This window comes from Bacillus sp. HY001, from assembly GCF_007558965.1.
Taxonomy (GTDB): domain Bacteria; phylum Bacillota; class Bacilli; order Bacillales; family Bacillaceae_G; genus Bacillus_A; species Bacillus_A mobilis.
Genome location: NZ_VLTE01000028.1, coordinates 99,021 through 122,418, shown reverse-complemented (window position 1 = coordinate 122,418; position 23,398 = coordinate 99,021). Strand labels below are relative to the sequence as shown.

The 23,398-nt window shown below is 33.6% G+C and carries 22 protein-coding genes; 15 read left to right on the top strand and 7 right to left on the bottom strand.

Annotated features, from left to right (window positions below):
• Nucleotides 1–79 precede the first annotated feature (79 nt).
• On the top strand, nt 80–1,123 hold the full coding sequence (locus FOT98_RS14315) for an aspartate-semialdehyde dehydrogenase (protein WP_063261075.1): 1,044 nt from the start codon (nt 80–82) through the stop codon (nt 1,121–1,123).
• Nucleotides 1,124–1,186: 63 nt separating this feature from the next.
• Here FOT98_RS14315 and FOT98_RS14310 read toward each other — a convergent pair whose 3' ends face one another.
• On the bottom strand, nt 1,187–1,618 hold the full coding sequence (locus FOT98_RS14310) for a hypothetical protein (RefSeq protein ID WP_063261074.1): 432 nt from the start codon (nt 1,616–1,618) through the stop codon (nt 1,187–1,189).
• Between the two features lie 256 nt (nt 1,619–1,874).
• On the opposite strand from FOT98_RS14310, the gene FOT98_RS14305 reads away from it, so the two are divergent.
• The gene (locus FOT98_RS14305) at nt 1,875–2,999 is read left to right on the top strand and encodes a C45 family autoproteolytic acyltransferase/hydrolase (protein WP_063261073.1); all 1,125 of its coding nucleotides are present in this window, start codon (nt 1,875–1,877) and stop codon (nt 2,997–2,999) included.
• Between the two features lie 48 nt (nt 3,000–3,047).
• Nucleotides 3,048–3,311, top strand: coding sequence for a hypothetical protein (locus FOT98_RS14300; protein WP_063261072.1), 264 nt, complete (start codon nt 3,048–3,050; stop codon nt 3,309–3,311).
• A gap of 102 nt (nt 3,312–3,413) precedes the next feature.
• Here the strand turns inward: FOT98_RS14300 and FOT98_RS14295 are convergent, their stop codons facing one another.
• On the bottom strand, nt 3,414–4,316 hold the full coding sequence (locus tag FOT98_RS14295; protein WP_063261071.1) for a LysR family transcriptional regulator: 903 nt from the start codon (nt 4,314–4,316) through the stop codon (nt 3,414–3,416).
• 157 nt (nt 4,317–4,473) lie between these two features.
• On the opposite strand from FOT98_RS14295, the gene FOT98_RS14290 reads away from it, so the two are divergent.
• The 4 genes from FOT98_RS14290 to FOT98_RS14275 all read left to right on the top strand — a co-directional run bounded on the left by FOT98_RS14290 (nt 4,474) and on the right by FOT98_RS14275 (nt 10,192).
• Complete coding sequence (locus FOT98_RS14290; RefSeq protein ID WP_063261070.1) at nt 4,474–5,160, top strand: MOSC domain-containing protein; 687 nt, start codon at nt 4,474–4,476, stop codon at nt 5,158–5,160.
• 256 nt (nt 5,161–5,416) lie between these two features.
• Complete coding sequence (locus tag FOT98_RS14285) at nt 5,417–6,301, top strand: GNAT family N-acetyltransferase (RefSeq protein WP_063261069.1); 885 nt, start codon at nt 5,417–5,419, stop codon at nt 6,299–6,301.
• 347 nt (nt 6,302–6,648) lie between these two features.
• Nucleotides 6,649–8,403: an ABC transporter ATP-binding protein gene (locus tag FOT98_RS14280; protein ID WP_063261068.1), complete on the top strand. Its 1,755-nt coding sequence runs from the start codon at nt 6,649–6,651 to the stop codon at nt 8,401–8,403.
• Entirely contained in the window at nt 8,396–10,192 is a 1,797-nt protein-coding gene (locus FOT98_RS14275) for an ABC transporter ATP-binding protein (protein WP_063261067.1), read from the top strand. The genes FOT98_RS14280 and FOT98_RS14275 overlap by 8 nt, the downstream gene beginning before the upstream one ends.
• 107 nt (nt 10,193–10,299) lie before the next feature.
• Here FOT98_RS14275 and FOT98_RS14270 read toward each other — a convergent pair whose 3' ends face one another.
• Entirely contained in the window at nt 10,300–10,560 is a 261-nt protein-coding gene (locus tag FOT98_RS14270) for a hypothetical protein (RefSeq protein ID WP_063261066.1), read from the bottom strand.
• 276 nt (nt 10,561–10,836) lie between these two features.
• Between FOT98_RS14270 and FOT98_RS14265 the strand changes: the two genes are divergently transcribed.
• Entirely contained in the window at nt 10,837–11,574 is a 738-nt protein-coding gene (locus tag FOT98_RS14265) for an N-acetylmuramoyl-L-alanine amidase (RefSeq protein ID WP_063261065.1), read from the top strand.
• Between the two features lie 232 nt (nt 11,575–11,806).
• On the opposite strand, the gene FOT98_RS14260 is transcribed toward FOT98_RS14265, so the two are convergent.
• Nucleotides 11,807–12,391 carry a LysE family transporter gene (locus tag FOT98_RS14260; protein WP_063261064.1) on the bottom strand — a complete coding sequence of 195 codons (585 nt, stop codon included), beginning with the start codon at nt 12,389–12,391 and terminating at the stop codon, nt 11,807–11,809.
• 57 nt (nt 12,392–12,448) lie between these two features.
• On the opposite strand from FOT98_RS14260, the gene FOT98_RS14255 reads away from it, so the two are divergent.
• Both FOT98_RS14255 and FOT98_RS33555 read left to right on the top strand, forming a co-directional pair.
• A complete protein-coding gene (locus tag FOT98_RS14255; protein WP_140384359.1) occupies nt 12,449–13,063 on the top strand; it encodes a helix-turn-helix domain-containing protein in 615 nt (204 codons plus the stop codon).
• 737 nt (nt 13,064–13,800) lie between these two features.
• A complete protein-coding gene (locus FOT98_RS33555) occupies nt 13,801–14,622 on the top strand; it encodes a DUF4183 domain-containing protein (RefSeq protein WP_144291075.1) in 822 nt (273 codons plus the stop codon).
• Nucleotides 14,623–14,683: 61 nt separating this feature from the next.
• Here the strand turns inward: FOT98_RS33555 and FOT98_RS14245 are convergent, their stop codons facing one another.
• Complete coding sequence (locus FOT98_RS14245; RefSeq protein ID WP_063261062.1) at nt 14,684–14,974, bottom strand: DUF4183 domain-containing protein; 291 nt, start codon at nt 14,972–14,974, stop codon at nt 14,684–14,686.
• 453 nt (nt 14,975–15,427) lie between these two features.
• On the opposite strand from FOT98_RS14245, the gene FOT98_RS14240 reads away from it, so the two are divergent.
• Entirely contained in the window at nt 15,428–16,786 is a 1,359-nt protein-coding gene (locus FOT98_RS14240; protein ID WP_186292114.1) for an exosporium glycoprotein BclB-related protein, read from the top strand.
• A 641-nt stretch (nt 16,787–17,427) separates the two neighbouring features.
• Here the strand turns inward: FOT98_RS14240 and FOT98_RS14235 are convergent.
• Nucleotides 17,428–18,060 carry a cupin domain-containing protein gene (locus tag FOT98_RS14235; protein ID WP_063261060.1) on the bottom strand — a complete coding sequence of 211 codons (633 nt, stop codon included), beginning with the start codon at nt 18,058–18,060 and terminating at the stop codon, nt 17,428–17,430.
• 221 nt (nt 18,061–18,281) lie between these two features.
• Here FOT98_RS14235 and FOT98_RS14230 point away from each other — a divergent pair, with 221 nt between their 5' ends.
• From FOT98_RS14230 to FOT98_RS14220, 3 genes are all read left to right on the top strand, one after another.
• Nucleotides 18,282–19,814, top strand: coding sequence for an SMI1/KNR4 family protein (locus tag FOT98_RS14230; RefSeq protein WP_063261059.1), 1,533 nt, complete (start codon nt 18,282–18,284; stop codon nt 19,812–19,814).
• Nucleotides 19,815–19,897: 83 nt separating this feature from the next.
• On the top strand, nt 19,898–21,208 hold the full coding sequence (locus FOT98_RS14225) for a phytoene desaturase family protein (RefSeq protein ID WP_063261058.1): 1,311 nt from the start codon (nt 19,898–19,900) through the stop codon (nt 21,206–21,208).
• Nucleotides 21,186–22,055 (top strand): sigma-70 family RNA polymerase sigma factor, encoded by an 870-nt coding sequence (locus FOT98_RS14220; protein ID WP_063261057.1) that lies wholly within the window; start codon nt 21,186–21,188, stop codon nt 22,053–22,055. Before FOT98_RS14225 ends, FOT98_RS14220 begins: the two co-directional genes overlap by 23 nt.
• Nucleotides 22,056–22,090: 35 nt before the next feature.
• Here FOT98_RS14220 and FOT98_RS32390 read toward each other — a convergent pair whose 3' ends face one another.
• Complete coding sequence (locus FOT98_RS32390) at nt 22,091–22,249, bottom strand: hypothetical protein (protein WP_001100983.1); 159 nt, start codon at nt 22,247–22,249, stop codon at nt 22,091–22,093.
• Between the two features lie 303 nt (nt 22,250–22,552).
• On the opposite strand from FOT98_RS32390, the gene FOT98_RS14215 reads away from it, so the two are divergent.
• Complete coding sequence (locus FOT98_RS14215) at nt 22,553–23,146, top strand: O-methyltransferase (protein ID WP_063261056.1); 594 nt, start codon at nt 22,553–22,555, stop codon at nt 23,144–23,146.
• The last annotated feature ends 252 nt before the right edge of the window (nt 23,147–23,398 follow it).

Here is a 23,398-nt window from a genome sequence, read left to right as displayed (position 1 = left end):
TTCAATTTTCCAAATGGTTAAATTCTTTATAAAATGAAATTGTAGAAATATTTATTTAAGTGGTATTGGAGGAGAAAAGATGATTGAAAAGGGCTATCATGTAGCTGTTGTGGGGGCTACAGGTGCAGTTGGACAGAAAATTATTGAACTGTTAGAGAAAGAAACTAAATTTAATATAGTTGAAGTTACATTGCTTTCGTCAAAACGATCCGCTGGTAAGGTAGTGCAGTTTCAAGGACGAGAGATAATGATACAAGAGGCAAAAACAACTAGTTTTGAAGGGGTAGATATTGCCTTTTTTAGCGCTGGAGGAGAAGTCTCCAAACGATTTGTTAATCATGCAGTGTCTAGTGGTGCAATCGTAATTGACAACACGAGTGAATACCGAATGGCTCACGATGTACCGCTCGTTGTTCCAGAAGTAAATGCGCACACTTTAAAGGAACATAACGGTATCATTGCAGTTCCGAATTGTTCAGCATTACAGATGGTGACAGCTCTTCAGCCAATACGAAAATCATTTGGTATAGAGCGAATTATTGTTTCAACATATCAAGCTGTATCAGGCTCAGGAGTTCACGCGATTCATGAATTGACAGAACAGGCTAAGTCAATGCTTGCAGGTGAAGAAGTGGAAAGTACTATACTGCCCGTGAAAAAAGATAACATACATTATCCAATTGCATTTAATGTACTGCCACAAGTAGATATATTCACAGATAATGATTTCACATTTGAAGAAGTAAAAATGATTCAAGAAACGAAGAAAATTTTAGAAGATCCCAATTTAAAAATGGCAGCTACTTGTGTGCGTGTTCCAGTTGTTTCAGGGCATTCAGAATCGGTTTATATTGAACTTGAAAAAGAAGCAACTGTTACAGAAATAAGAGCAGTGTTGCGGGATGCATTAGGTGTTATATTACAAGATAACCCTAGTGAACAGTTGTATCCAATGCCATTATATGCAGAAGGAAAAATAGATACATTTGTCGGGAGAATTAGAAAAGACCCTGATACACCAAATGGTTTCCATCTTTGGATCGTTGCCGATAATTTATTAAAAGGTGCCGCTTGGAATTCGGTTCAAATTGCAGAAACGTTGGTGGAGGAAGGGATTATTTAGCATAGAATTACAAAAGTAAGAACTAGGAAACTATAGATTCCTAGTTCTTACTTTTGTGAGGATTTAATATAAATTAGTTTTTATGGCGTTTTTATAAATGTCTACTTTATTCGCGGAAAATATTAAAGTTTTATGATCCCCATTAATAGTAAGATTGATATGAATTGTTAAAGGTAGTTCAAGTTTTTTTACTACATCTTCTATAGCAAGATACTCGTCTTCTTTTTCGGCATAGTAAACTACAGACCTAATTAATACCTCATCATTTTCAATATCAATTTCACACATCATAGGGAATTTTTCGCCGTTATGTAAGAGTAATTCGCCAAGTACTATTGAACCATTTAACTCTTCTGTAAAATTAGTGGTTAATGCAGGTTTTACCCATGTTTCATCATACTCTTCGTTTTCTTCTTCATCTATTGCCCATTCCCATATTGGGTTTTGTTTCAAGTCCTCAATCGTTAATTCATCAATTGGTTTGCAAATGCTCATCGGTATGTTCTCCTGTTATTCTGATAAATAAGTTTCTTAATTTCAAAAATTAGTTGATTGTTTATAAGCGGATTCAATATAGAATTTCGCTCATTTGGTATTACGGTAATATTAACAGCGGTTTAGTTTTCTATCAAATAATTATTAGTAGAGATTTTAAAACAGGATGACATTAAGGCGGACAGTAAAAAACATCAAGAATGATTAAAATCCATTTGGTATGATATGGATATAATCAATGAGAGGGGGAAATGTGATGTATGAAGTAAAGGGGTATTTTTCATCATTAAAAGGAAGTCATTATGATATCGGAAAGCAACAAGGAGAGTTTGTGAAAAACTATCCGTATCTTATTCCGCAATTTATAGAACAAGAACATTTAGTATCAGATAACTATTGGACAGAATCTAGAAATATATTAAATCAATATTGTCCTGGAATTAATGAAGAAATTGAAGGTTTTTGTGAAGTGTTGAAAATTCCTTCTAAACATATGATGTATTATTATCAAACATTATTAAAAGCAGGATGTAGTCATTGTGTCGTATTACCTAAAAAGACAGATTCAAAGCACACATATGTATTAAGAAACTATGATTTGTCGCCAAAAATAGATGATATGCGTTTTTGCTCAACGCATGTTGAAGGCACATATGCTCATAGTGGATTTTCTACTTTTTATTTTGGTCGAACAGAAGGTGTTAATGAGCATGGGCTAGCTGTTACATTTTCAGCATGTGGTCAACCAGTAGGGAATATTGAAGGCTTACGAAAGCCGGTGTTAAATGGTTTACAATGTTTTGCGGTAATTCGAGTATTATTGGAGAAATGTAAAAGTGTGCAGGAGGCGAAATTACTAATAGATGAAATGCCAATTGCAAGTAATGTCAATCTAATTGTAGCGGATCCTCTAGACGCAGCGCGTATTGAAATATTTGACGGATATAAATCAATAACCACAATTGAGGAGGAAAGTCATGATTTTATCGTATCAACAAACCATGCGATTAGTGTGCCTATTCAAAAATTGAATAATAGAAGATTAGAACAATCTACAAACAGATATCACACATTGTATGATCATTTAAACCAAAATGAACAAGTGAGTATGGAATCTTTAAAAGATTTAGTAGAAAAAGAGTATCCTACTGGGCTGACAGTACATAATTATGAAGAATGGTTTGGAACTTTGCATTCTGTCTTATTTGATTTGCATAATCGTACAATGAATATTTGCTTCGGATCTCCAATTTTAAACGACTGGTACTCATTGAAAGTTGGAGATAGTCTACCTTTTTCTAAGGTGAATGTGAAATTTGAAAATAAAACATATGCTGATTTTTGGAGAGAAGAGCATAATAAATTGATTCCAAAAGAATAAATGAGATAAAATGGTAATAGAAAGGTGTATATACGGGAGGGATTGCCATTGCTAAAAGTTATGTTACCGATTGTTCTTATCTTATTTATTGCCGTTTCAATGTATATTACTTATGAAAAAAGAAAAAAAGCAGGGGTAAAAGGATTGAAAAGTGCGTTAACTTCAATTTGTTTCTTTACACTAGCAATCTTGAATTTGTTTGCATATTGGTTTAACTTTGGCGGGATTTTTATTTGGTTAATTTCAATTGTTTTATTGCTAGTGGGGGCATATTTTACGAAATATATTCCAATATCTAAAAAGGTACATTGAAGTTTATATGAATTTACATGTTATGTTTTATAATATGGTGAAAAGAGATTATTCTATTAGGTCGTTGTGAAACGGTTTTATAGGATAATCTCTTTTGTTCGTTTAGCTTTGTAAAGAATGTACTGTACTTTTTAGTTGTTCAATAAACTCTCGAGTTGCAGCACACATATATTTATCTTTTCTATAAATAAGCCCTATTTCTATTGTTGGAGTAGGATTTTCTATTTTAATAGCTTGAATGTTTTTATTTTGTAAAAAGTCTATATACGGTTTTGGTAATACGGTAATTCCCATTCCTTTTGAAACCATTTGGATTAAAGATTCCATCGTACTAATTTCTAAAATTGGTTTTGGTATAAAGTTAAATTTTTGACAATGAGATGTAATTAGTTCGGTTAAAAAGAAATTTTTAGGTAAAAGAATTAAAGGATAGTTCTGTAATTCAGCAATAGATACATGATTACATTCAGCTAATTGATGACCGGTTGGTACGACTAATGTAAGTTCGCTTTTGTATAGAGGGATAGAAATAATCTCTTTATCTTGCACCGGGAGAAATGTAATGCCAATATCTAGTTCGTTTTGTAATAATTTTTCGCGAATATCGCCTGTACGAAGCCCTAATACAGAAAGCTCTATATTTGGATATAAATGATTGAAATTAAAAATAGCTGGTGGTAGTAAGTAATTTATGACGGTTAACAAAGACCCTATTGTTAAGGAACCTTGCTGTAATCCATTTAAATCTTGTATAGCAGAACGAGCTTGTTCAACTTCATGAAAAATGGTTTTACTATGTAATAATAAAATCCTTCCTGCGTCAGTTAAAGATATTTTTTTACCAATGCGATCAAAAAGCGGCATTCCTATTTCATGTTCTAATGCACGTATTTGCTGACTTAGAGAAGGCTGTGAAATATTTAATTTCTCAGCTGCTTTTGTGAAATGTAATTCTTTTGAAACAGCTAAAAAGTATTCAAGTTGTCGTAATTCGATTGGGATCACCTCAAGTTTAATGATAGGCTATACCTATCATTATTATATAAATAATAGGATTGAACAATAATTTTTCGGGTTTTATAATCATCTTTATATAACAGAGATAGTGCGAATATAAATTGAGTGAGCAAATTCATGTAACACCTTTAAAGGAGGAAATAGAATGGCTAATGAATATCAATTATTATCTTTAAATATAGGGTTACCAAGAGAGGTTACTTACGGTGGAAAGGTAATTCATACAGGTATAAATAAGAAACAAGTAAAGGAATCGGTGTTTTTATCCTTTGCAAAATTTAATGGGGATGGCCAGGCGGACTTAGTTCATCATGGCGGAGTAGATAAAGCGGTGTGCGTATATTCGGGAGAACATTATGGATATTGGGAAAAAGAGTTGAGTCAAGATCTTGTATATGGAGCATTCGGAGAAAATATAACAATTAGTGATATGCGTGAAGAGGATGTTTGTATTGGTGATACATTTCAAATTGGAGAAGCAATTGTACAAGTAACACAGCCAAGGCAACCTTGTTTTAAATTAGCTAAGAAATACAATATTCCAAAGTTACCACTGTACTTTCAAGAAACAGGATATACAGGATTTTATTTTCGCGTATTAAAAGAAGGACGGGTATCACCTTTTGATACGTTAAAGTTACTGAAGTCTGATCCGAAAGGTGTAACAGTGGCATTTGCTAATCGTATCATGCATAAGGAAAAACAAAATATAGAAGGATTAAAAAGGATTTTAGATGTTCATGCACTTTCTACAAGTTGGAGACAAACATTTGAAAAGCGAATGAGGGGAGAAGAAATTAACACGCAGGAGAGACTAGAAGGAAAAAAATAATGAAAAAATATTTTTTATAAATGGTGCATTTCTATTAGTAAAAACGACTTAGAAAGCACTATTTTTATATAATAAACTTATTAATATCCAGAAATCTTAATATTGTTTTATTCGACTTATTTTGGAATAGTCAAAACATAAAATAAATTAGACATTTTTTTTGTTTTTTATGTTAGTATATTGTTGTGTAAGACCTACTATGAGTAGGTCATATAACTACACATAATTTAATGGAATTGACGTATGGAGGTACAACATGGGGAATGTCGAAAAAATTGTAGATCTTCTAATGGAAGAACCAAAACGGGAGCAGTTATTTCCTTTATTTGAAGAAGTGTTTGGGATTACAACTCAAACATTAAATGATTTTTCGGAGAAAGGATATTGGGATAATACATTTAAGGCTTTATCATTTTTACAAGATGATAAGGTGATTGCAAATGTCGGTGCATTTTCGTTACCATTGCTAATCAATGGTGAAAGAATAAATGCGATGGGGATTCAATCGGTGATGACGCACCCTAATTTTCGTAGACAAGGACTAATGACACATTTACTAGACAAGATGATAGTAGAAATCGATAAAAAATGTGATTGTGTAGTTTTGTTTACTGAAAACCCTGAATTATATGCACCATTTGGATTTAACGTTGTGCAAGAATATTTAATGACTGTACCATACGATAAAAATAAAGATAACGATTTTCTACTTAGAAAATTAAATTATTATAATGAAGAGAATAGACTGTTAATACAAGAAACGATCGATAGTAGCCAAAGGCTTTCAAATAAATTTTCAACACCTAGCTTCCAGTCTTCATTTTATTTAAATATGTATGATGCGAAATGGAATGAGAAACTGTATTATTCAGAGAAGCTAGATGCTCTAATTGTGTATGAAATAGATAATGAAAAGTTGAAATTATATGGAGTGTTTGCGCCTGTACTTCCAGTTTTAGATGAAATTTGCGGGGAAATCTCTGAAAGATTTACAGAAATCGAATTTTACTTCTCTCCAGATCAATTAGGGATTGAGGATGTACAGTTTACAGAATTACAGTCTAGTAAGTATTTAATGGTTCGAAGTAATAAAGAGTTAGATTTTAAAGGTTATAAATTCCCAGTATTAACAGAGTTCTAATTGTTTATATAGATATTTTTGATGGGGAGTATATAAGTATAAATACTATTTAAATAGGTATTTATATGTGAAGTCCACCTGTGAAAAATGAATTTGAGAATAAATTTTGCAGTTTAACTCATATAGAGAAAAACCGTATTCTTTCAATTTAAGAATACGGTTTTTCTAATTGCGTAATATAAAGCACATTTATTGACCGAGAAGTCATTCATGCGTATCATTTAATAATGTTAAATATTAATTTACATAATATAATAGGAATAAGAAAGAAATTACAAACTACATCGCTTAAATAGGGAGGGATATGAATTATTCAGTGGTAATTTCATGGAAAAAGGAGATTATGTATGAAATCATTTCGTAAGTTATTACAGTATTTAAAACCATACATGTTCTTCGCTATAATTGGACCGCTATTTATGGTACTTGAGGTTGCGATGGACTTAATACAACCGACTATTATGCAACATATTATTGACGTTGGGATAGCAAATCGGGATTTGAATTATGTAATAAAAATGGGGCTTCTTATGATAGGAGCTGCAGCACTCGGTTTAGTTGGAGGACTTGGGTGTATGATGTATTCTACAAAAGCAGCTGTTAATTTCGCTACTGACATACGAAAAGATGTGTTTGCGAAAATAGAAACATTTTCTAGTGAAAATCGTGATTCGTTTGGTACTGGAAAGTTATTAACGATTGTGACAAATGATATTACTTCTATTCAAGCGGCGATGACGATGACATTACGTGTTCTTGTTCGTGGTCCTTTGTTATTTATCGGAAGTATAATAATTGTTTTTGTAACAGCACGCGAGTTATTTCCTATATTACTCGTAGTTGTTCCAATTTTATTACTTGCGATTATTTTTATTGCAAGTAAAGCGAGCGGAACGTTCAAAAAAGTGCAAGAAGCATTAGATAAAGTGAATACAAAGCTACAAGAAAATTTATCTGGAGTACGTGTTATTAAAGCGTATGTAAGACAAAAATATGAAATCACTCAGTTTGGAAAAGTGAATACAAATTTAACGAAGATAAATATTCGAGCAGTGCAGCTTATTTCTATAATGATGCCAATCATTATGTTAGTGGTAAGCGGCGGGATTGTCGCAACATTATGGATTGGTGGAGAAAAAGTATTTGATGGAACGCTTCAAGTAGGAGCTATTTTAGCGTTTATAAACTATTTGAATATTATTTTAATGTCACTTATGTCTATAAGTATGGTATTTATGCAAATTGCGCGAGCATTTCCATCTGCGGATCGTGTACAGCAGGTTTTAAATACTGAGGTTGATATTACGACCGAAACAAATGCGGTTGCACCTAAGCAAATCGAGGGACAAATTGCCTTTAAAAATGTTAGTTATAGTTACACAAAAAATAATGAATATGTTTTAAAAGATATTTCATTTAACATATGTAAAGGTGAAAAAGTAGGGATTATCGGTTCTACAGGAAGTGGTAAATCTACTTTAGCAAAACTGTTACCGCGTTTATACGATGTTGATCAAGGAGAAATATGCATTGATGGAATCAATGTTAGAGCATACGATTTACAAAAACTTCGTGCTTCAATCGGGTTTGTACCTCAAAAGGCACTGTTGTTTTCAGGTAGCATAGAAGAGAACTTACGTTATGGTAAAGAAGATGCAACGAATGACGAACTGGAAGTAGCAGCTTCATCAGCTTGTGCGACTGAATTTATTAACAAGCTGGAAGATTCATATCAACATCATTTAACACAAGGTGCGACGAATTTATCAGGTGGACAAAAACAACGTGTATCCATTGCAAGAGCACTTGTGAGAAAGCCATCCATTCTTATATTAGATGATTCTACATCAGCAGTTGATGCGAAATCAGAATCTAACATTCAATCGGCATTAAGAACAGAATATAAAGGAACAACAACATTATTAATCGCCTCTAAAATCTCATCTATAATAGATGCTGATAAAATTCTCGTTTTAGATAACGGTGAATTAGTTGGTGATGGTACACATAAAGAACTGTTAGAACAATGTGAGGTATATCAAGAAATTTATCTTTCCCAAGGTGGTAATTTACATAAAAAAGGTGGGAAAGAACATGCGTAATTTTCAAGGACAATTTGCTAATAAAGGTGGGCGTAACGCGTCTAAGGTGGGTAAAGCTAAAAATACGAAAGGAACTGTAATGAGAGTATGGAACTATATGGGGTACCAAAAGGCTGCTCTTACGTTCGTTATATTTTTAGTATTTGTTACGACGTTACTTGGGCTGTTAGGTCCGTATTTAATGGGAGTAATTATAGATCAATATATTGTACCGAAAGATTTAAGCGGTACGGCAAGAATGTGTTTGTTACTTATCGCGATTTACGGTGTAACAGTATTGTTAACTTGGTTACAAACATTTGTCATGGTTAATGTTGCATTAAAAACGATACAAAAAATACGACAAGATATTTTTGAGAAAATCCAAACGCTTTCTTTACGGTTCTTTGATGTACGTTCGCAAGGGGATTTAATGAGTCGTGTGACAAATGATATAGATAATTTGAATCAAGCGTTGACACAAAGTGTTGTACAAATTATTTCATCAGCATTAACCTTTATAGGTGTAACGATTGCGATGTTCGCATTAGATTGGATATTAGCGATTGTTACTTTAATTACAGTACCTATTATGTTTTTCGTTACAAAAAAACTAGTTGCTTATAGTGGTAAAAACTTTGCAAAGCGCCAAAAAGATTTAGGAGAATTAAATGGTTTTATTGAGGAAGCTATAACCGGAGCGGATGTTACAACGTTATACGGGAAAGAAAAGGAAACCGTACAAAATTTCAATAAAATTAATGAACAGCTAAGAATTTCAGCTACGAAGGCGGATACATTTTCAGCTTTTATTTTTCCGAGTATGAACTTTATTAATAACTTAGGTATGGGACTTGTAATTGGGACTGGATCAATTATGGTTTTAAATGGAATGACAACAGTAGGTGTCATTGCGGCTTTTATTAATTATTCCCGTCAATTCTCAAGACCACTCAGTCAATTCGCAACTTTAATGAACACGATTCAAGCGGCAGTTGCTGGTGGAGAGCGTGTCTTTGAAATTATGGATGAAGTACCGGAAATTCAAAATAAAAAAGATGCGTTCGTTGTACAAAATTTACAAGGGCATGTTGCACTTGAGAATGTTTCATTTGGTTATGAGGGAAATAAAACGATTTTAAAAGAAGTGAGTCTTAAGGCGCAGCCAGGGGAGACAATTGCTTTAGTTGGTCCCACTGGATCGGGCAAAACAACAATTATTAATTTGTTAACTCGTTTTTACGATATACAGCAAGGGGAAATTCATATCGATGGAAAAAGTATAAAAGATTATGATATGAATTCATTGCGAAGTAAAATAGGAGTAGTTTTACAAGATACGTATTTATTTGCTGGGACGATTATGGATAATATCCGTTATGGTCGACTAGATGCAAGTGATGAAGAGGTAATCAGTGCAGCTAAGGCAGCATCTGCACATTCTTTTATAAGGCATTTACCGAATCAATATGAAACAAAAATTGCTTCAGAAGGATCGAATTTAAGTCAAGGGCAAAAACAACTTCTTGCGATTGCACGAGCAATTTTAGCAGATGCAGATATACTAATCCTTGATGAAGCAACATCTAATATTGATACGAGAACAGAATTACAAATTCAAGAAGGACTAAATAATTTAATGAAAGGTCGAACAAGTTTTGTAATCGCTCATCGACTGAAAACGATTGAAAAAGCAGATCAAATCCTTGTTATAAAAGATGGAAGTATTTTTGAAAGAGGGAATCACGAATCTCTTATGGAAGATAAAGGGTTTTACTTTGATCTGTATACGAGTCAGTTTAAAATCTAATAAAAACGTTAATATGGTGCGGTTTCTCCAGGAAGGAGAGACCGCATTTTTATATTTATAAAGGTAATTAGAAATATAGAGTTGGATTTTTGAAGATACATGAATTGTTAGCAAAAAATAGCAACTTCAGTGCCAGATGGAAGAAGTAATTTACGTGGTATTGTAATAATCTCAAGAGCCATCTGAGCTGAATAGAGAAGTATTGGAGTTAACTCTAAAGCGTGAGTTAATAATAATATAAAGCTTGTTAGGATTGCAAAGCTCCCCCAAAAGAAACTTTTTGAAATGTTACGGAAATCTTTTATTAAGGAAAAGAAAGAAAAAAATGCTGTAACAAAGAGAATCAAAAATTTATATTTATCAGCCATTAAACCCCTCCTAAAGAACAGTAGCTTATATTATAACGTATTTTTCTGTATTATAATAAAAAGATTTTGAAATTAATAGTTTAAATGCGTAAAAACCGCAACTTAAAAATATGAGTTATGATTTTTATTTATGAGTCCTTTGTTTTAGAAAATAAATAATTTAGATTTTAAAAACTAGATTAGTGCCCTAATTATTGTTTGCTGGAGATGTACTGGATATTTGACCGGACAATAAGACGAGCTTTGAATATAGTAATAAAAAAGGGATGTGGAACAATGGCTAGATATAGTTTACATGGAGGTCACAATAGTATTGTACAGGGTGCGAATTATGGGAATCGGAAAGAACACATTATGGATCGCCAAGTGAAGGATGCAGTTGTTGCTAAATTAAGAGCATTGGGACATACAGTTTATGATGATACCGATGAAGTAGGGACAACACAAGCACAAAATTTAAATAACATTGTATCAAAAACAAACTCACATGATGTAGATTTAGTAGTTTCATTTCACTTAAACTCATATGATACGAAAGCTAATGGTGTTGAAGTTTTGTACTATGACCAACAAGCTTTATCAGCTAAGATAGCGGCACAACTTTCAAAAGATATTGGTTGGTCAAATCGTGGTGCGAAGGAACGAAAAGACCTTTATGTGTTATCGAATACGAAAGCACCTGCAATCCTAATTGAACTTGGATTTATCGATAATGAAGCAGATATGGCAAAATGGGATCCAGATAAGATTGCTAATTCAATTGTATATGCATTAACTGGGCAATCTGGTGGGACAACTCCACCAGCTAAACAAAATATCATTCAATCAGGAGCTTTTTCACCGTATGAAACACCTGATGTTATGGGGGCGCTAACGTCCTTAAAAATGACAGCTAACTTTATCTTACAATCGGATGGTCTAACATATTTTATTTCTGAACCAACTTCAGACGCTCAACTTAAAGGAATGACGGATTACCTTGATCGTAAAGGTTGGTGGTACGAAGTTAAGTAAAGGTATTAGTTTAATAGAACAGCATATTTTTAAAAAATAGGCCGTGAAAAGAGGATTACTTATTATGAGTAATCCTCTTTTTATAATATTATTTCGTATAAATATAATTAGGTATAGGTGACTTCCGCCTTGAAAATTGATAAGTAATGCATATAAGTGGGAGATTAATTGGACATCTTAGCAAAATTTTAAAAACATACTTTTAAAAAGGAACGAAATTTAGAATTCGAATTTAATTGACTACAATTGAAATAGCACTGAAAACTAATAAAACGGCCATAATGATGTTAAATGATTTCGTATGTTTTAATAAAAGTTTTTGGAACATGGAACCAAATAAGCTCCAACTAAATGTACTCATTAACCCAACTATACCTAGAAATAATGAGAAAAGTAGAAAACTTGAATATGAATTATAGTAAGGGAGAATAAAAGTTGACACTACAGTCAGCCCAAATAGTATTCCTTTAGGATTAACAAATTGAAGAAAAATCCCGACTGTAAATAAGTTTTTATTATGTTTTTCATCTGGATCTGTACTAGTTTTACTAGTGAGTATTTTAAAGGCTAAATATAGCATATATATTACACCTAAAATTTTTAAAGGGAATTCGATTATAGGTAGGATATTAATTAGTACAATATTAAAGAAGCTACATAAGGAAGTGAGGATGAAAAATCCGAAAGCTACCCCAAAGCAAAATTGCATACTCCTTTTCAAACCATGTTGATTGGCATATGTCATAGCTAAAAAATTGTTAGGTCCGGGTGTGAAGCTACTTATAAAAACAAATAATAAAAAAGAAAATATAGGCATTTCAAAACCCCCTATTTATTTTGTGTGTTATAATGACCGAAAAGAACAATATAACGTGTGCTTTTTATTATACATAACGGTCGTTATATTGTATATAGTGTAGGGGTGTTTCCTATGGAAGAAATTCAACTTATTTTAGCAAAAAATTTAAAAACAATACGTGAAAAAGAGAAAATGAGTTTAGAAAAAGTCTCTCAATTAACAGGTGTGAGTAAAACGATGATTGGACAAATTGAAAGAGGAGAGTCAAGCCCGACATTAACAACGATATGGAAAATCGCTAATGGTTTGAAAGTGTCTTTTACTTCTTTAATCAATAATCCGCAACCGGATACAACAATTGTGTTACGAAATGATGTTCAAGTATTATCAGAAGACAATGGGAGGTATAAAGTGTATCCTTCTTTTCCTTTTCAAGGTGATAGGAACTTTGAAATCTATACTGTTGAAATTGAAACAGAAGGAAAATTAATTTCAGAAGGTCATAAAGAAGGTACAGAAGAGTTTATAACGGTGTTTGAAGGGAAATTGACGATGGAGATAAATGATTGTCAATATAAATTAAATAGCGGAGATTCAATTCGCTTTAAGGCAGATAGACAGCACTCTTATCATAATTCTGGACGTGCGCTAACTCGGTTAAATATGACCATTTATTATCCAGCTACATAAACTTGCAATTACATCAAGGATATCAAGCAATGTGTGTTGATAAACCATCTATAAGAGATGGTTTTATTTTATTAATTCATAAAAAAAGACACTCGTTTGAGTGTCAACATAGTATTGCTCTCGCGTATAGGATTTGAGTATGTTTCTCAAGTACGCTTTGAGATGGTACGCATTTGAGAAAACGTCTTCTTATTCAATGTAACATCCGCAGGGAGAAGTGTAAATTGATGATGTATATACGGAAAATTTAGTATAGATAATTTCTACTATGAATATAGTGTAATGTATTTATTATCCGGTATTAACTGGTAGTAAAACGCCCACCTTAAATTTCAGCTGGAGCAAAGATCTTAGGTGGGGGCGGGCTTCACATAAACGACCGATTGGTTTAACTAATTATTAGTGGGGGCGGATAAAACTCCTAGTGATAAAACTTTCGCTTTATTACTTAAGTATGTAAGAAAGTGACTTATAAAAAGTATGAATCATTTTTTAATCGTTTTGTATAATTGTTAGAGGGAGATCCAGTGAAGTGGACTTATTTAATTAATTTGAAGTGGATATTGTGGAATAAAAAATAAAGCTGGGAAGTGAGAGTTTTTAGTAGTAGTTATAACAATGGTAACATGTTTAATAGGCTAGTCATTTGAAAAAAGAGGATAGTTATTAATTTATTCTTTAATAATAGATTTTAATGATTTGAATGAATAAAAAAACATGTGGAATGAGGTATTCAAGTGAACCACAATGATAAATTATCCTTGAATAAAGGTATGATAGGACCTGAAAATATTGGACCTACCTTTCCGGTTCTTCCACCAATTTATATTCCAACGGGCTCTACCGGTTTAACAGGACCGACGGGATTAACAGGAGCAACGGGATTAACAGGGCCGACGGGTTTAACGGGATCTCCCGGATTAACAGGACCGACGGGATTAACAGGAGCAACGGGATTAACAGGACCGACGGGATTAACAGGAGCAACGGGATTAACAGGGCCGACGGGTTTAACGGGATCTCCCGGATTAACAGGACCGACGGGATTAATAGGACCGACGGGATTAACAGGAGCAACGGGATTAACAGGGCCGACGGGTTTAACGGGATCTCCCGGATTAACAGGACCGACGGGATTAACAGGAGCAACGGGATTAACAGGATCTCCCGGATTAACAGGACCGACGGGATTAACAGGATCTCCCGGATTAACAGGAGCAACGGGATTAACGGGACCGACGGGTTTAACAGGAACTACCGGAGCAACAGGCCTAACAGGTCCAACTGGAGTTATTGGTCCCATAACAACAACTAATTTATTATTTTACACTTTTGCAGATGGAGTAAAATTTATATATACAGATTCGGATGGGATAGCTCAATATGGTACAACTCACATATTATCTCCTGATGAGGTTTCCTATATTAATTTGTTTATTAATGGAATACTTCAACCACAACCATTTTATCAGGTTAGTACTGGTCAGTTAACTTTATTGGATGATCAACCACCATCACAAGGTTCATCAATTATTTTGCAATTTATCATTATTAATTAAAAAAGACAGATTCTTAAATAAAAAGAATCTGTCTTTTTGTTTTACTTTAAAGTAGATAACACTAAGTGACGATAAATTCGATTGTAATTGGAATTCCGCCGTCTAATGCATCTCCGCCAGGAATTGTAATAGCACCAGTAGGTCCAGTAGTAACACTGGAGTTCACACTAGGTTGAAGAATGCCATTTATATATAAGTTGTAATACGTAAAAGTCGGAAAAGTGGTTGCGGTAGTACCTGCATCATTTAAACAAGCTGTTGCAGCAATCGCAAAAGCTGCACCTGTACCTGTTCCGGCACTTAGTGTAGATGTAAATCTTCTAGATGCCATAAATGGTTGGATGATTGGCAATTAACTCTCACCTCCTCAATTTTTGGGAACGAAGTATAGAATAACTTGTCCGATATATTGTATGAGAGTTTTCAATAATAGAGACGGCTACATGATTATTGAGAGAACATAATTTTAGGAAAGTTATTATTGTTACATATCTGAAAAGCTAGTGTTGGTACTTGTTGGTTGTATGCTAATGCTTAGTTTTTATACTCAAATTAAAATGTGCTTTTGGACCTAAGAGATAAACGTGGAAAAATAAAATAAACTCGTAAGTTTAGGTGTTTAATCTAAGCAGTCAATTATTAAAAACATATAATTAATATGTGAGTCATGAACATAATTAAATAACGTTTTTTCAGTTTAATTATTATTCATGTTTCCTATTTTAAGTGAATGAAACCTATACACAATTTTATAGATCTTATAATAGGAAAACACTCAAATATAAAATAAGTAAGGAGGAAATAAATGTCACATAATAATTGTTTTGGTCATAACAACTGCAATAATCCGATTGTTTTCACTCCAGATTGTTGTAATAATCCACAAACAGTTCCCATTACTAGTGAGCAATTAGGTAGATTAATCACTTTATTAAACTCTTTAATTTCGGCTATTGCAGCGTTTTTTGCAAATCCAAGTGATGCAAACAGATTAGCTTTACTCAATTTGTTTACGCAACTATTGAATTTACTAAATGAATTAGCACCTTCTCCAGAAGGGAATTTCTTAAAACAATTAATTCAAAGTATAATCAATTTATTACAATCTCCTAATCCGAATTTAAGTCAATTACTTTCATTATTGCAACAATTTTACAGTGCTCTTGCACCATTCTTCTTTTCTTTAAAAATTGATCCGGCAAGTTTACAACTTCTATTAAATTTATTAACTCAATTAATTGGTGTTACTCCAGGAGGTGGAGCAACAGGCCCAACGGGAGCAACAGGAGCAACAGGAGCGACAGGAGCGACAGGTCCAGCTGGAACTGGTGGTGGCGGAGCAACAGGTCCAACAGGAGCAACAGGAGCAACAGGAGCGACAGGAGCAACGGGTCCAACAGGAGATACAGGAGCAGCAGGCCCAACAGGTCCGACAGGAGACACAGGTCTAGCAGGAGCAACAGGTCCGACAGGGGGCACAGGTCCAACAGGAGCAACAGGCCCAACAGGTCCGACAGGAGACACAGGTCTAGCAGGAGCAACAGGTCCGACAGGGGACACAGGTCCAACAGGAGCAACAGGCCCAACAGGTCCAACAGGAGACACAGGACCAACAGGGGCAACAGGCCTGACAGGGGCAACAGGTTTAACAGGAGCAACTGGTGCAGCTGGTGGCGGAGCTATTATTCCATTCGCTTCAGGTACAACACCAGCAGCGTTAGTTAACGCATTAATAGCTAATACAGGAACTCTTCTTGGATTTGGATTTAGTCAACCTGGCGCAGCATTAACAGGTGGAACTGATATCACATTATCGTTAGCGGTAGGTGATTATGCATTTGTAGCACCACGTGCAGGAACTATTACGTCACTAGCTGGTTTCTTTAGTGCAACAGCTGCATTAGCTCCATTAGCACCTGTTCAAGTTCAGATGCAAATATTAATTGCACCAGCAGCAAGTAATACGTTTACAGTTCAAGGGGCGCCTCTATTATTAACACCAGCATTTGCTACAATCGCTATTTTTGACACTGCATCAGGTATTATACCGGAAGCTATTCCGGTAGCTGCGGGAGATAAAATACTACTGTATGTTTCGTTAACAGCAGCAAGTCCAGTAGCTGCAGTAGCTGGATTTGTAAGTGCAGGTATTAATATCGTCTAATTTGTTACAACGCCTGTTTGAAGTTTGAATTGGCATTTGTATATAGCCCACCCTAATTTTATTAGGGTGGGCTATATTTTATGGGAAGATAGTTGATAAATCAATTTAGGAATTCTTCTTTGTTAAGTTGGGGTAAAAGGAACATCAAAATGTATGATTTACACTTTATTGTTTATGAAATAAGTTATATGGTTTGAAAAATTACCTATAAATAAAAAAGATGAATTCTATTAAAAATAGAATTCATCCATTACATAAACGGTATACAAGGGAAGGAAATTATTTATTGAGAGTGTTGAAATATTATTATTCAAATTAATAATAAACTATTTGTTTTTATTGCAGTTACATCCTTTTTTCTTTACATATCCTTGCTCAGCTAAATCTCTTTGCGATTGGGAATTGGAAGATTGAGAGTTCGAAGACTGAGAGGATGTTGATGAACTACTATTTTTATTATGAGAGTAGTTTTTTCGATAGTTATAATTACTCATAGTACTATCACCTCCAATTAAATATATAAATATTATATGTATGTACTCTATTAATTGTTACGATAAAAATAGGAATGGAGAGTATACAATAAAAAATCTCCTACGTATTTTCCGAGGAGATAAATGATTTTCTTTTCATGATACAGATTAATATCCCCAGTAGAGAGGGAAATAATATGAATCTTGGTAATATAAATTTTGTTGTGGGCTAGGAGGCTGAGTTGGTGGGTTTATCATTCCGCGGTTTTGATTGCAGTTTGCTGGAGGACCAATTACTGTAGTGGATTGAATAGGGGCTACCGCTTGTTTCCATTGTTGTTCATCGAGACAGTAAGTATGAGCCATTATATTAGCGGGAGTTAATCTTAAAATATCAGAACCAAAAATAACTTCTGGTGTTGGGGCATCGAAAATAGCTAATAAATGAGTACCATCTGCTGTAGCAATTTCATAATGCCACCACGCTTTTGGAATGTTGGCAACTTGCCCTGGTTTTATCGGTAAGTTTAATATTTGATTTGTAAAAGGATTCAGTAAAGAAACAACTGCAGATCCTGAAATACAATAAACAAGTTCAGCTGCATTTTGATGAATATGCGGCTCTATAACATTTCCTGTACTTAAATAAATATCTAATAAAGAAGTATTTTCTAACGTATTTAATTGTTTCACACCAAGTACGTTTATATAATTTTGGGCATCTTTTTTAAAAAAATTACTTTTACTTACATCATAGGTGAAATTAGTTGAGGGCGAAGTGTAGTCGATACTAGAAGTCATTTGTATTAACCACCTTTCTTATATTTTCATGCAATTTGAATTTAGGATATGAGTCTAGTTACAGAAATGTGAAAGCGTTGCTGCTCTTGGTTTGTAAAGTGATAAAATTGTTTGTGTGCAATATAATTACAATAGTTTCATTGCGAAAAAAGGTGTTGTTAATTACAATTAATGTAAAAGATAGCGCTTTTTTAATTTGTATTATAAGGAGAGTGCAGAAAATGAATCATACTATTTTAAAAGAGTTGGGAGTTGAATTGAAAAATTACTTTCAACCGTTTTTGAATGCACCTGCAACAATAGAAGAAATTCAAGATGTTGAAAATGAAATGGGAATTGCGTTTCCAGATGAATTACGTAATCTTTATCTTGCGCATAACGGAGAGGATAAATCAGGACCAGGGTTGTTTTTTGGTTTGCCATTTCTCTCATTAGATCAAGTTTTGGATGAGTGGAGAATATGGAAAAGAATTGGGGAGGATGATTTTTTAAATTTTGATGCATTTTCAATACCAACAGAATGTATTAAGGAAAGATATGTGAATCACAATTGGATACCTATTAGTAAAGATTATGGAGGTAACAATATAGGAATAGATGTTGACCCCGATCAAAAGGGGAAAGTGGGACAAGTTATTAATTTTGGACGAGATGAAGAAGTAAAATATGTAATTGCGAATAGAATTTCAGACTTGTTACTATTTATTTTACAAACGTTAAAAAATAAAAATTTCACCATTCACGAAGAAGAAGACTATTTATATTGGAGTTATGGCGCTAACGATAATATACATTTTTTAGACGCTTTATTTAATATTGAATTACCTGTTTTACATCCTCATTTCATATTTCAATCTGAAAATAACATTCATGATTGGTATGATAGTTTAGATGAGAATTGGAGAAATATAGTGGGTGAATCTGAACGAGCAGAAAGGTTTATTAGGGAGAAGAGATTATATCTAAGTGGAAAAGGGTTAGTAGATATTAGTCCATTACAGATGTGTACAGAAGTGAGAGAACTAATTTTATCTGGAAATAAAATTCATGATTTAACAGGATTAGAACGAATGAATGCTTTAAAGAAGTTATATTTAGTTAATAATCCGGTCCAAGATTTAATACCAATCATACATCTACAACACTTACAAGAAATGAATATAAAGAATACGAAGATAAATAATTTATCAGCACTTGTAGAAATGTCATCATTAAAAAAATTAGATATTTCACATACTAGTATTCAAGATTTTTCGTTGCTACCGCAGTTTCAAAAATTAGAATCGCTTTCTGTACATATTTCAAATTGTGAGCAGCTCTATGCGATTTCGAAAGTAGATAATTTAAAGCATTTATATATTTTAAGTTTAGAGAATGTTAGTGAATTGGATTTGCTTGTTTTGCAGAAGTTAAAAAAACTAATAACAATTGAATTTGAAAATAGCATCATTGCTAATTTAAATTGCTTAAAACACAATTCGTCAATTCAAAATATAAAGTTGACAGATACAAAAGTAAAGGATGGAGCCGCATTAGGTAAAATGAAAGGACTAATAGAATTAGAATTAGATGGCACAACAATTGATAACCTTGAAACGATTTGTTGTTCTCATTCATTAAAAATATTTACAGGTTCGTTTGAACAATTTTATATGTTAAAAAACTCATTTGATAGAAAAATAGATTTTTCAAAAATAATTGGAGGAATGAGTGAAGAAGAAAGAGAAATTTGGCATCAGCATGTAATGGATTAGAAAATAAATTATGTATCACTTAATGTCACATCCCTCGTTAATCGTTCGTCTTGTATGTAGAACGGATAAGGAGGGATTTTGTTATGAAAAATTTAGATGTAGTAATTGTTGGTGGTGGGCTTGCTGGATTAACAGCATCTATATATTTAGCGAAAGCTGGAAGGAAAGTTATTGTATTAGAAAAGTCCAGTCACTTCGGTGGTCGAGGGATGACTATAAATAAAAAGGGCATTTGTATGAATCTGGGTGCACATGCTTTATATAGAGGTGGAGAAGCGTTTATAACTTTTAATGAGCTAGGTGTAAATATTGCAGGTGGAATCCCATCTACAAAAGCACATGGAATATGGAAAGGCGATATTTTTACCATCCCAACAGATTTTCGCTCAATTTTATCAACACCGTTACTTTCATGGTCTGCAAAAGTACAGTTCTCTCGTCTTATGATTCATTTAGGAAAATTAGATGTAGGAAAAGTTCCGAAAATGAGCCTAACTACATGGGCAGAAAATGAAATTAATGATCCAATGGTTCGAAATATATTTTATGCATTATGCCGAACGACAACATATACGTATGCTCCTGCAATACAATTAGCATCTTCAGTATTAAAGCAAATACAGCTTTCTATAAAAGAAGGAGTACTTTATGTAGATGGTGGTTGGGAGACGATAATAACAAATTTAAGGGATATTGCAAGTACTAGTGGTGTGCAATTTTTGGCTAAAAAGCATGTGTTGAAAATAGAGCATTGTGAAGGGAAACAAAGAATACAATGTTTTGACGATGAAGTATTTGAAGCAGGTGCAGTCATTGTAACAACTCCGCCGAAAGAGGCTTGTAAAATCATAAAAGATGCAGTAGGAACAAGTTTGCAAAAATGGAGTGAACAATCTATACAAGTGACCGCGGCAGCGTTAGATATCGGTTTAAAACAATTACCGAATCCTTTGCATCATTTTGCATTGGGATTAGATCAACCTATATTTTTCACAAATCAATCGAGAGCAGCTAAATTAAGTGAAGATGGATCAATTGCAGTGAGTCTAATTAAGTATCACAATCCTGTGCTAGAGCTGAATCATATTCAAGAAGATAAAGAACAGTTAGAAAATACAATGGAATTGTTACATCCGAATTGGAAAAGAGAAGTTGTTGCACAGCAATATTTACCGAAGATTACGGTAGTACATGATTTTCCTCATATTGACCGTGTTGAAAAACCTGGGCCTAATATTCCTGAAATGCCAGGTGTTTATGTTGCAGGAGATTGGGCTGGGCATGATGAAATATTAGCTGATGCTGCGGTAGCAAGCGGAAAACGTGCAGCGTTACACATTTTAAAGCAATCTGAAAGTGAGGCAGTTCATCATGGAAGCGGAGCAATTATATGAAACGTATCAATCATTATTATTTTCGTTAGCATACCGAATCCTTGGGAGTGTTATGGATGCCGAAGATATCGTCCATGACGTATTTATATCGCTTAATAATATGGAGGATATTCAATCTATAGAAAATATGAGAGCCTATTTATGTAAAATGGTAACAAACCGCTCAATTGATAAATTACGTTCGGCAGCACATAAACGTAATGTATATGTCGGAATGTGGTTGCCAGAGCCATTTGTGGAAGAGATTGATGATCCATCAGAGTCATTTGTAATGAAAGAATCAATTTCTACAGCATATTTATTACTTTTACAACAATTGACTGAGGTAGAGAGGGTTGTTTTCATATTAAGAGAGGTTTTTAGTTATGATTACGAAGAAATCGCTTCAATTGTTGATAAGAGTAGTGTGAACTGCCGAAAAATCTTTCAACGTGCACGAAAAAGTATTTTGGATAAGCCGAAGCAGTCAACATTAAGTACGAAGAAGATGGCTATTTATGTGGAGAAATTTGTATCATCATTGCAGTGCGGGGATGCGCAAGGCATGTTAGAAGTATTAAAAACAGATGTGATATTAAGAGCTGATGGTGGTGGTAAAGCTACAACTGCAATCCATCCAATCTATTCTGCGGATAGAATTATACGTTTATTCTTTGGAATTGGGAAGAAGTTCCCGGAAGAGTACAATGTTGATTATAAGATGGTAAATGGTGCCCCAGGCGTTATTGTTAAAGTAAATAATAAAGTGACTTATGTGCTTTCATTTTCATTTGAGAATGAAAAAATTTCAAACATTTATATGATGGTTAATCCTGAAAAACTTATGCACTTAAATGTAACAGTATAAAAAAAGACGCATTTCTTTAGAAGTGCGTCTTTTTTTTATTTCTCTAACATTTCAAGAGGTACATCTTTTTCGCCGGCTACCTCAAATTTAATTTCCCCATCTTCTTCATAAATACGTGAAATAATCGGTATAGTAATCATTAATTTTTTATGCTGTTTTCGTTTTCGAGCAGCATCTAAGCTAATCACGTTCATTGTAAGCATCCTTTCTTCTAGAAATATATAAACAAAAGAAAATGCGTCCGGAAAGGGCGCTTAATTGAATTTGAAATACCGATTCATTTAATTGGGGTTTATATGATTTAACAACTGCAATTGAATTAAAAATAGTATGAATGGAATAATTGCACGTAGAAATTAACTTTACCAAAAAACGAAACAATATGCTATAAAAAAATTTAAATCTTTATCGTATAACGAGAAAAAGATTTTCGTTTCGCATATAATGAAAGTAGACGGGCAGCAAGAGCTTTTTCATCATATTGCTTTGGAAAGGCGATGAAAAAAATGGATACGTTAGATTCATTATTATTTCAACTTGAACAATATGGAGAAGAGCATGATCGAAATAAAAAAACACGGGAAGAAAAATTACGAAATATTTCTCGTGAAATGGGGCAATTTTTATCAATTTTAGTAAAAGGATGTAGTGCAAAAAACATTTTAGAAATTGGAACTTCTAATGGCTATTCTACATTGTGGTTAGCTAACGCGGTAGAAGAAACAAATGGAAGTGTAACGACTGTAGAGCTTTCTTCGGAACGAGTTGGAGAGGCACTTGTCAATTTTGAAAAGGTAAACCTTTTGCAAAGGATTGATGTTCATAATCAAGAAGCAGGGGCATTTTTAGATTCACAGCTAAATCATTCATTTGATTTTATTTTCCTAGATTCAGAGCGTACGCAATACATGTGGTGGCTTGAGCATATAAAACGCATTTTACAACCAAAGGGTTTTCTTGTTGTTGATAATGCTACTTCTCATGCGAGTGAGTTAGCCGAGTTTATAAACATGATTGAAGAAGATGAAATGTTTGAAACAGTGTTATTGGCATTTCAAAATGGAGCATTCGTAGCGCGCAAGAAGAAATAGGAGTGAGCGCAATTTAATTATCACATTGAAAAAGGGTGTATGTCAAAAGATTGCGTACAGTAGGATAAGAAGAACATAATTTAAATACGTAATATATGAAGAATCCGCCTTCAGCATGTTGTTCTCTAGGTCTTAAGTCTGAGGAAAATAATGTTGAGAACAGGTATACTTATAGTAAGAAACAGGGAATGACTGCATATGCAGGTATTTCTTGAAAAATCGGTTTCAAACAAGTGAAATTCGATGAATGAG